Source organism: Catenibacterium sp., assembly GCF_052354645.1.
GTDB classification, from domain to species: Bacteria; Bacillota_I; Bacilli_A; order Erysipelotrichales; family Coprobacillaceae; genus Catenibacterium; species Catenibacterium mitsuoka_A.
In genome coordinates, this window is the sequence record NZ_DAWDDM010000050.1 from 1 (window position 1) to 9,589 (window position 9,589).

Consider the following 9,589-nt stretch of genomic DNA (forward strand, 5'->3'; position numbering starts at 1 on the left):
TAGAAAGATATATACATTATCACAGAATTCTTTAAAACGATATGCCCATAATACATACTGTTCTTCACGTCCACCGATGATTACATCAACCTTAGTACCAAGTTCTGCTAATTTTCTTAACTGTGGGAATAATGGTGCACTACCCACACCACCAGCTACACCAATCACGTGATCCTTCTTTTCAAGATGAGTAGGGACACCAAGAGGACCTACGAAGTCAGTGATATAGTCTCCTTCTTCTAACTTAGCAAGCTGTTTAGTAGAGTAACCTACAATCTGATAAATTATTGTGATTGTTTCCTTTTCTCTATCATAATCAGCAATTGTAAGAGGGATTCTTTCTCCATCTTCTCCTACACGTAAAATAATAAACTGCCCTGGTTCACATTTTCTTGAAACCATTGGTGCATGTACTTCCATTAACTGTACAACGTCATTAAGTACTTCTTTTTTTACAATCTTATACATATTCTCAATCCTTTCTGAATCTTATTTAATCTTATCACATATTAGGTTTCTATTCAATGTCGCTTGATAGTAAATTAATGCGCTAACATGTGGCATTTTCAAGAATTGAGAGGGAGTTGACATATGTAATTATTTGTGGTTTAGTTTATAAAACAAGGAGAATATATATGAGTAGAAGAGTTATATTTTTTGATATTGATGGTACTTTATCTACAGAAACAGACTTTACTGTTCCTGAAAGCACAAAGAAAGCAATCAAACTAGCTCAGGATAATGGACATATCTTGATGGTGAATACAGGACGTACTATTTGTATTATAGAAGATGTAATTAAAGAATTAGGATTAGATGGTTATATCTGTGGTTGTGGGACTAATATCTACTATCATGGTAAAGAAATCTATCATGCTAAACTTCCTTCAGAATTAAAGAAAGGAATTGTGAATAAAGCTATTGAATTAGATATTGATGCCGTATTAGAAGGTCCTGAATCTATTTATTTCCCTGAAACAATCAAGACAAAGACAGTTCAGGAAATCAAAGAACATTATAGTGATATTAAAGTAAATGTTCCTGTATATCATAAAGATGATGAACCTAATTTTGATAAGTTCACTGCATGGTATACACCAAAAGATGATATTGAAACATTTAAGGATGCATTTAAAGATGATTTAGAATACATCCAGCGTGCTGAAGACTTCATTGAAGTAGTTCCTAAAGCATGTTCTAAAGCAACAGGTATTCAAACATTTATTGATCTCATTGGTGCTTCTATTGATGATTGTATTTCTATTGGTGATTCTACCAATGATCTACCAATGTTGACTTATACTAAGGAATCAGTAGCTATGGGTAATTCTAATCCTGTTCTATTTGATTATGTAACGTATATTACAACCGATATTGAAGATGATGGCATCTACAATGCCTTAAAACACTTTAACGTCATCTAATCAAAAAGCAGCCTATTTTATTTAGGCTGCTTTTTGAAATGATACGATTCTTTCTCCATGAAATGAGACTTGTCCCTTTTGTCCTTCTAGATATTCATGAGGTTTTGTTACTTTGAGTACAATTTCTTTACCAAGTTCTGATTCAAATATGATCTTATCTTCAAGGACTTCTTTTACAATCACGTCTTCAGTGATGTAGTATCTTGTTAGGAACAAATATAAGAACAACAATAGTAGAAAAATAAAAAGCACAAGATTCACCTCTTTCTTATACAATTATTGTAACAGAAAAGATGTGTAATACTTGTGATTTTTTTGACTTTAAAATAATTTTTTAATGAATGGGATTTTCAATACAATATATAGAATCAGTACGCCGCTCATATTCAGAATAATATCATCTATATCCGCTGATCCTACTTTCCAAATATACTGAATGACTTCTACTCCTATAATCATAAATAAGAAAAAGAGGAAATAAGGTAGAAATGAACGCATTGGTTTGAATAGAACATATATAAAATAACCAAAAGGCATGAACAACATGACGTTCCCAATTATATTCAGAATGATATTCTTAATTGGTAGTGTATGTCTTTCATAAGCCGTGTAATAGAGAAATATTGTCTTTAATGGACTTATATTCACACTACTTACAACTTTAACATGTCTTAATGCTGGGTTAAGGAACAGTTGATAAGTAAGATTTATAAGGTAGATGATGAATGCGACACTATGAAGTATAGTAAACATTCTTCTTTTATTTTGTACTACATTTCTTGCATCAAAAGCATAACCTACTAAACCAATCATCTGTATAATAACAAGTACAAATGTCTGTGTAATAGAAAACTTGATTGTATAAGAAATGATATCGATTAATTGAATAATGAAAGCGACAGCTGCAGTAAGTAAGAATAAAAAACGTTTATGTTTCATGACAGTGTCCTCCAAAAGCACATTTTAATGAGTTCACTTATATGAGTCAATAAACGATTCAATTTAACATAATTTAACACAAAAAAGAGGAGAGCCGTAAGGCTTTCCTCTAAGTGGTTTTAAGAATTATTTCTTAGCGAATGGAGATTCGTAATCGTAGATTGTTTCTAGGATAACTTCCATATCTTTAACCATAGGCATTCTTGGGTTAGCAGGAGTACACTGGTCTTCGTATGCGTTCATAGCGATTCTATGTACTGATTCTTCCCAATCAGCTTTGCTGATGTTCTGTGACTTAACGTTTACAGCACCACCAACTTTTACCCATAATTTTTCAACAGCCTGTGCGAACATTTCAACACCTTCTGCATCAGTCTTTGGATGTAAGCCGATTAATTCTGCTAATTCTCTATATTTCTTATCTGCCTTATAGTCTTCGATCTTTGGCCAGATGTTTAACTTAGTTGGAACTGTACCATTGTATCTGATTACATGTGGTAATAACATACCGTTAGTACGTCCATGAGGAATATGCCATTCTCCACCGATCTTATGAGCTAATGAGTGGTTCATTCCTAAGAATGCGTTAGCGAATGCCATACCTGCGATTGATGCAGCGTTATGCATCTTAATTCTAGCATCAGGATCACCTTCAAGTACTGACTTTTCAAGGTTTTCGAATACTAACTTAACAGCCTGTTTAGCCCAACCATCAGTGAAGTCAGAAGCTAAGATTGAAACATATGCTTCAACAGCATGAGTTAATACGTCGATACCAGTATCTGCAGCGATTTTTGGTGGCATAGACATAGCGAATTCAGGGTCAACAATAGCGATTGTTGGAGTTAAAGCGTAGTCAGTTAATGGATATTTCTTGTTTTCCTTAGTATCAGTGATAACTGCGAATGGAGTTACTTCTGAACCTGTACCTGAAGTAGTTGGGATACATACTAACTTAGCTTTCTTACCAAGTTCTGGGAACTTGAATGCTCTCTTTCTGATATCCATGAATTTCTGCTTGATGTCATCGAAGTTAACTTCTGGATGTTCATACATTAACCACATAACTTTAGCAGCATCCATTGAAGATCCACCACCGATAGCGATGATTGTATCAGGCTGGAAGCTCTTCATGATTTCAAGACCCTTAAGAGTCATATCTAAAGATGGATCTGGTTCAACGTCGATGAATAAGTCAACGTCTACTTTGTTACGTCTTCTCTTGATAACATCTTCGATCTTTCCTACATAACCAAGGTCATACATACCTCTGTCTGTAACGATCATTGCTTTCTTCATTTCCTTCATATCTCTAAGATATCTGATTGAATTTCTTTCGAAATAAATCTTTGGAGGAAGTTTAACCCATTGCATATTGTTGTTACGTCTCCCTATTCTCTTAATATTTAGTAAGTTAATAGCACTTACGTTGTTTGATACTGAGTTATGACCATAAGAACCACAACCAAGTGTTAATGAAGGTAAGAATGCATTGTATACTGAACCGATACCACCGAATGTAGATGGAGCGTTTTCAATAATACGGATAGCTTTGATTCTCTTACCGAATGCTTTAGAAATTTCATGATTAGTAGTATGGATTGCAGCTGAATGTCCTAAACCGTTGAATTCAACAGTCTGAGCAGCCTTTTCAATACCATCTTCTGTAGAGTTTGCTTTGATCATACCTAATACTGGAGAAAGTTTTTCTCTAGTCATTGGTTCATTAGGACCGATTTCCTTAACTTCGCAAACTAAGATCTGAACATCATCAGCTACTTTGAAACCAGCCTGTTCAGCGATCCAAGTAGCGTTCTTACCTGGAACAATGCTGTTTAATCTAGCTTCATTTACGTTTTCACTGTATGCTGTTGCACCGAACATGAACTGTTCAAGTTTCTTCTTTTCTTCAGCATTACAGAAATGTACATGATAACGACCAAGTTCTTTCTTGAATTCATCATAGATTTCGTGATCTACAACAACAACCTGTTCAGATGCACAAATCATACCATTATCGAATGATTTTGATAAATAAATATCGTTTGCTGCCATTTTGATTTTACAAGACTTTTCTACGTATGCAGGAACGTTACCAGCACCTACACCTAAAGCAGGTTTACCACAAGAGTAAGCAGCCTTAACCATTGCGTTACCACCAGTAGCTAAGATAGTAGCAACACCTGGATGATTCATTAATGCACTAGTTGCATACATAGTTTTCATTGGTAACCACTGGATTACGTTCTTAGGAGCACCAGCTTTTACTGCAGCATCTAACATTACCTTAGCAGCCATAACTGAACAGTCATGAGCACCTGGGTGGAATGAGAAGATAATTGGGTTTCTAGTCTTCATAGCGATTAAAGACTTAAAGATAACTGTAGAAGTTGGGTTTGTTACTGGAACGATACCACAAACAACACCAACTGGTTCAGCGATTTCAGTGATACCAGTAAGTGGATCTTCATTAATAATACCTACAGTCTTTGTATGACGCATGTTGTTAGTAACATATTCACAAGCGAATAAGTTCTTAACAGCTTTGTCTTCAAATACACCACGGCCAGTTTCTTTTACTGCAGCTTCTGCAAGAACACCGTGCTTATCAAGACCAGCAACTGACATCTTTGCTACGATGTAGTCAACAGTTTCCTGGTCAAAACCTTCGAATTCGTCTAATGCTGTTAATGCGTTATTAACTAACTCATCAATGCAAGCATCAGTCTTTTCTTCTGTCCATTCTTCAACTTTCTTTTCGACTTTCTTATCAGCCATTTTTATATCCTCCATTGACCAAAATATTTCTTATTCATATTTTGTAAGTTCACTATACATGACTTCTTGTGAAAAAACAAGCATACTTTTGTGAAAATTTACACAATTTGTAGAATGCATTTACTGTAAACGTTTGCAGTTTAGGGATATCCGATTAGGTGTTTTTCTGCTTAGTTTATATCAAAAATTTAAATTATAATTATTTTTTATAGTGATAGAATACTCTCAAAATTGTGAACGTTTTCTTTTAACATCTTTCGCTGAACGTATCTACAGTCTTTAATATCTCTCTTGCAATATTCATCTTATCCTTAAACAAGGCACTCATACTACCAATTGACTTGAAAGGATCCTGTAACAAAACCTTCTTGTCTTCAATGAAACCATTCTTCACAATATAATCTACTAATAACTCTACAAAGTGAATCTGTCTAGAATTCAAGCTCTGATCATCTAAGAAACGTGAGAATTCAGCCATAGCTGCTTGTCTATCTAATCCCACTATCTTTCTAATTAATCTTGTGATAGGTGTATCACCAAAATGTAATCGATAATCGTCTTTACTTCCTAAGTCTATCCATAATAAGTTTTCTAGATGTTTCATTTCATATAATAAGATTCTTATACAAAATAACTAGTACTTTTATGTTAACAGTTCTCTATATTATGTGTATTTATACTGTCAATAAATGCTTTCTTTATCTTACTTATACCATAAAATAAAACAACCCTTTCGGGTTGTCCTATGACTTCTTGCTCACGGCATATTAAAAATTATAGTAAGAATACAATCCTATTAATCCTAGAACTAACATAATTAACAAAATTGAAAAAATTATTTTTTTGTTTTTAAATTCATGCTAATCTCTCATTCTTATAATTTCTTTAATGTTTCTTCTACATCATCTAGAATCTGACTGAACTTAGTTAAAGCTCTAGATACAGGTTCTGGTGTACTAAAATCTACACCTGCATGCTTTAATTCATCTAATGGATAAGCACTACCACCCATTGATAAGAATTCTAAGTATTTCTTTACTGCACCATCTTCATTATTAAGAATTGCTTCACTTAGCGCAACTGCTGCACAATAACTTGTTGCATACTTATATACATAGAATGGTCTATAGAAATGAGGAATTCTAGCCCATTCATACTGTACTTCATCATCAATGACTAGATCTTCACCAAAATAATCTTTGATCAAGTTCTTATATAATGTATTCATGCTTGCTGCAGTGATGGCTTCTCCTCTTTCTGCCATGGCATGTGCATCTCTTTCAAATTCTGCAAACATTGTCTGACGATAAACTGTTCCCTTGAAACCTTCTAGATAATGGTTTAATAAAGCTAAACGTTCTTTAGGTTCAGTTGTCTTCTGTAATAACTGTTCTACAAGTAAGTTTTCATTGACTGTAGAAGCCACTTCAGCCACAAAGAGTGTATAGTCTGCATTTTGTGGTGTCTGTGTATGGTTAGAAAGCCATGTATGCTGTGAATGACCCATTTCATGGGCAATTGTACTAACACTATCTAATGTGCCTGTAAAGCTTGTGAGGATGTATGGATTAGAGTCATAAGTACCACTAGAGAAAGCACCACCACGTTTACCATTATTAGGATAAACATCAATCCATCTATCCTTATAAGCCTGTTTTACTCTATTGACATAATCTTTACCAAGTGGTGTGACTGCGTCTAATACCATCTGCTGTGCTTCTTCATAAGTATATGACTTAGATGATCCTGCAACTAGAGGTGTATAAACATCATAATAGTGTAGTTCATCTAAACCAAGCATCTGTTTTCTTAAACGTACATAACGATACATTTCAGGCATGAACTTTCTTACTGTATCTACTAAACTATCATACACTACACCAGGTACATGTTCATAAGCCATGCTCATTGCACGTGAAGACTCATAATGTCTCACCTGTGCTTCTGCTACTGCTTCTTTAATACAGCCATTATAAGTAGCAGCAAAAGTATTAATATGCTGCTTGAATCCTTTATAGAAAGATTTAAAGGCATTTAATCTAAGTGTACGGTCTTCACTCATCTGTAAAAGAATATAGTTAGACTGATTAAGTTCATGGACTTCTCCATTTGAATCAGTCACTGATTCAAATGTCATATCAGCATCCTGTAAGCTTTCAGAAATCTTACTAGGAGCCCCTAATGTTTCTGTAAAGGCGGCAAGAAGTGCTTCTTCTTTTGCACTTAATACATGAGGCTTCTGATCTAATAACTTCTGCATATTAAATGCATATGGTTTTAAATCATCTGAATGTACAATTGATTCTAAAACTTCTTCATCAAGTGATAGGATTTCTGGTTCAGCAAAGCTGATTGCAGTTGCATAAGCTGTATAGACCTGATACGCTTTTGCTTCCATTGCCTGTGCGTCACTATCTCTTGTATCTTCACAATTTCTAAGTGATGCATAACAATAGAAATCAGATAACTTTCTACCTAGATGTGTATCAAAATCAAAGAATTCTCTGATTGTTTTCGCATTATTGAGTTTACCCTGGTATTCAGGTAATTTCTTAATCATTTCATCAAGTTCAGGTAATGCGTTATTCCATTCTTCATCGTTTTTAAAAAGTGTTGAGAGATCCCACATATATTGTGGATCCATATCTTTACGTTCTTTCATTGTTTCTGCCATAATCATGCTCCTTTCAATGAGTTAGTTATAGTATACCACTCATTTGTATTTCATACACAAAAAAAGATGATTCCAAAGGAATCATCTCTTAAATAATTAGTCGTTTAAAGCTTCAATCATAGCTACGTATGATTCAACCTGTAATGATGCTCCACCAACTAAAGCACCATCGATGTTAGGCTGTTCAAGTAAAGCTTTTAATGTAGCAGGCTTTACAGATCCTCCGTACTGAATTCTTACTTTTTCAGCAACGTCCTGACCATAAAGTTCAGCAACTACACCTCTAATGTAACCACAAACGTCTTCTGCGATTTCATTAGTTGCAGTCTTACCAGTTCCGATAGCCCAGATTGGTTCATAAGCGATAACTACTCTTTCAGCAGCTTCAGCTGTAACATCCTTGAATGCAGCAACAACCTGAGTCTTAACTACATCATGAGTCTTTCCAGCTTCATATTCTTCTAAAGATTCACCAACACAAACGATTGGAGTCATACCGTTGTTTAATACCTGAAGCATCTTTAAGTTAACAGTTTCATCAGTTTCACCGAAGTACTGTCTTCTTTCAGAATGTCCTAAGATAACCCATTCAACACCGATTTCTTTTAACATTCCAACGCTTACTTCACCAGTATAAGCACCACTGTCTTTGAAATGGCAGTTTTCAGCAGCAACGATTAAGTTCTTTGCGCCTTCTTTAGCAGTTGCTAAATCTAAGAAAGGAGTAGCGATACCCCAATCAGCTTTATCAGTTACTTTACCATCAACAGCAGCAACAAATTCCTTTGTTTCTGCGATGCCATGGTTCATTTTCCAGTTTCCTACAATAATTGGTTTTCTCATTTTAAATTATATCTCCTCGAAAAATTATTTATCGTTGATAGCAGCGATACCTGGTAATACTTTACCTTCCATATATTCTAATGATGCTCCTCCACCAGTAGAAATATGAGATACCTTATCAGCGAATCCTAACTGCTTAACAGCAGCTGCAGAGTCACCACCACCGATGATAGTGTTAGCACCCTTAAGGTTAGCTAACATGCTACATACAGCTTTAGTACCTTCTGCGAACTTAGGCATTTCGAATACACCCATAGGGCCATTCCAGATAACTGTCTTAGCACCTTCAAGTTCTTTAGCAAATAATTCAACAGTCTTAGGACCAATATCAAGACCCATGTATCCTTCTGGTACATCTTCACCAACAACCTTGATATCACCATCTTCACCGAACTTACTGCTTACTACAGAGTCGATTGGAAGGATTAACTTATCTCCACCCTTTTCGATGAATGACTTAGCTAAGTCTACCTTATCTTCTTCAACTAATGAAGAACCAACTGTATGTCCCTGAGCTTTAGCGAAAGTATAGCACATACCACCACCGATAATGATCTTATCAGCAATGTTTAATAAGTTTTCAATTACACCAATCTTAGAAGATACTTTAGAACCACCTAAGATAGCTACTAAAGGTCTTTCTGGATCAGATACAGCCTTACCAATATAAGCGATTTCCTTTTCTACTAAGAAACCTGCAACTGCTGGTAAGTGAGCAGCGATTCCTACAGTTGAAGCATGAGCTCTATGAACTGAACCGAATGCATCTTCTACGAATACATCACCAAGTGATGCCCAGTAAGCACCTAATTCAGGATCGTTCTTAGTTTCACCAGCTTCATAACGAGTGTTCTGAACTAAGATAACCTGTCCGTTTTCAGCGTTCTTTACTGCTTCTTCAAGTTCAGCACCGCGAGTAGCGTTTACGAAC

8 protein-coding genes and 1 pseudogene are annotated in these 9,589 nt (G+C 35.2%); 1 reads left to right on the forward strand and 8 read right to left on the reverse strand.

Annotation, left to right across the window (positions count from 1 at the left end; genetic code table 11):
• Positions 1–468 (reverse strand): annotated as a pseudogene (locus ACT8VG_RS03710) (sulfide/dihydroorotate dehydrogenase-like FAD/NAD-binding protein); the annotation flags it as partial.
• Between the two features lie 167 nt (positions 469–635).
• Between ACT8VG_RS03710 and ACT8VG_RS03715 the strand changes: the two are divergent.
• Positions 636–1,424: an HAD family hydrolase gene (locus ACT8VG_RS03715; protein ID WP_444195231.1), complete on the forward strand. Its 789-nt coding sequence runs from the start codon at positions 636–638 to the stop codon at positions 1,422–1,424.
• Positions 1,425–1,445: 21 nt separating this feature from the next.
• Here the strand turns inward: ACT8VG_RS03715 and ACT8VG_RS03720 are convergent, their stop codons facing one another.
• From ACT8VG_RS03720 to ACT8VG_RS03750, 7 genes are all read right to left on the reverse strand, one after another.
• Complete coding sequence (locus tag ACT8VG_RS03720) at positions 1,446–1,676, reverse strand: hypothetical protein (protein ID WP_022425252.1); 231 nt, start codon at positions 1,674–1,676, stop codon at positions 1,446–1,448.
• 69 nt (positions 1,677–1,745) lie between these two features.
• Positions 1,746–2,363 (reverse strand): VanZ family protein, encoded by a 618-nt coding sequence (locus tag ACT8VG_RS03725; protein WP_195920645.1) that lies wholly within the window; start codon positions 2,361–2,363, stop codon positions 1,746–1,748.
• Positions 2,364–2,489: 126 nt separating this feature from the next.
• Entirely contained in the window at positions 2,490–5,141 is a 2,652-nt protein-coding gene (gene adhE / locus ACT8VG_RS03730) for a bifunctional acetaldehyde-CoA/alcohol dehydrogenase (protein ID WP_444195232.1), read from the reverse strand.
• A gap of 247 nt (positions 5,142–5,388) precedes the next feature.
• Complete coding sequence (locus ACT8VG_RS03735; protein WP_444195233.1) at positions 5,389–5,745, reverse strand: type I restriction-modification enzyme R subunit C-terminal domain-containing protein; 357 nt, start codon at positions 5,743–5,745, stop codon at positions 5,389–5,391.
• Positions 5,746–6,015: 270 nt separating this feature from the next.
• On the reverse strand, positions 6,016–7,815 hold the full coding sequence (gene pepF / locus ACT8VG_RS03740) for an oligoendopeptidase F (protein ID WP_187012492.1): 1,800 nt from the start codon (positions 7,813–7,815) through the stop codon (positions 6,016–6,018).
• A 96-nt stretch (positions 7,816–7,911) separates the two neighbouring features.
• Complete coding sequence (tpiA, locus tag ACT8VG_RS03745) at positions 7,912–8,658, reverse strand: triose-phosphate isomerase (protein ID WP_022425257.1); 747 nt, start codon at positions 8,656–8,658, stop codon at positions 7,912–7,914.
• A gap of 24 nt (positions 8,659–8,682) precedes the next feature.
• A partial coding sequence (locus ACT8VG_RS03750) for a phosphoglycerate kinase (RefSeq protein ID WP_444195234.1) occupies positions 8,683–9,589 on the reverse strand: 907 nt, incomplete at its 5' end.

Excerpts from the sequence above, each read along its gene's own strand:
- ACT8VG_RS03715 (WP_444195231.1), top strand. The coding sequence starts at position 636 with ATGAGTAGAAGAGTTATATTTTTTGATATTGATGGTACTTTATCTACA.
- ACT8VG_RS03725 (WP_195920645.1), bottom strand. The coding sequence starts at position 2,363 with ATGAAACATAAACGTTTTTTATTCTTACTTACTGCAGCTGTCGCTTTC.
- adhE (WP_444195232.1), bottom strand. The coding sequence starts at position 5,141 with ATGGCTGATAAGAAAGTCGAAAAGAAAGTTGAAGAATGGACAGAAGAA.
- ACT8VG_RS03735 (WP_444195233.1), bottom strand. The coding sequence starts at position 5,745 with ATGAAACATCTAGAAAACTTATTATGGATAGACTTAGGAAGTAAAGAC.
- pepF (WP_187012492.1), bottom strand. The coding sequence starts at position 7,815 with ATGGCAGAAACAATGAAAGAACGTAAAGATATGGATCCACAATATATG.
- tpiA (WP_022425257.1), bottom strand. The coding sequence starts at position 8,658 with ATGAGAAAACCAATTATTGTAGGAAACTGGAAAATGAACCATGGCATC.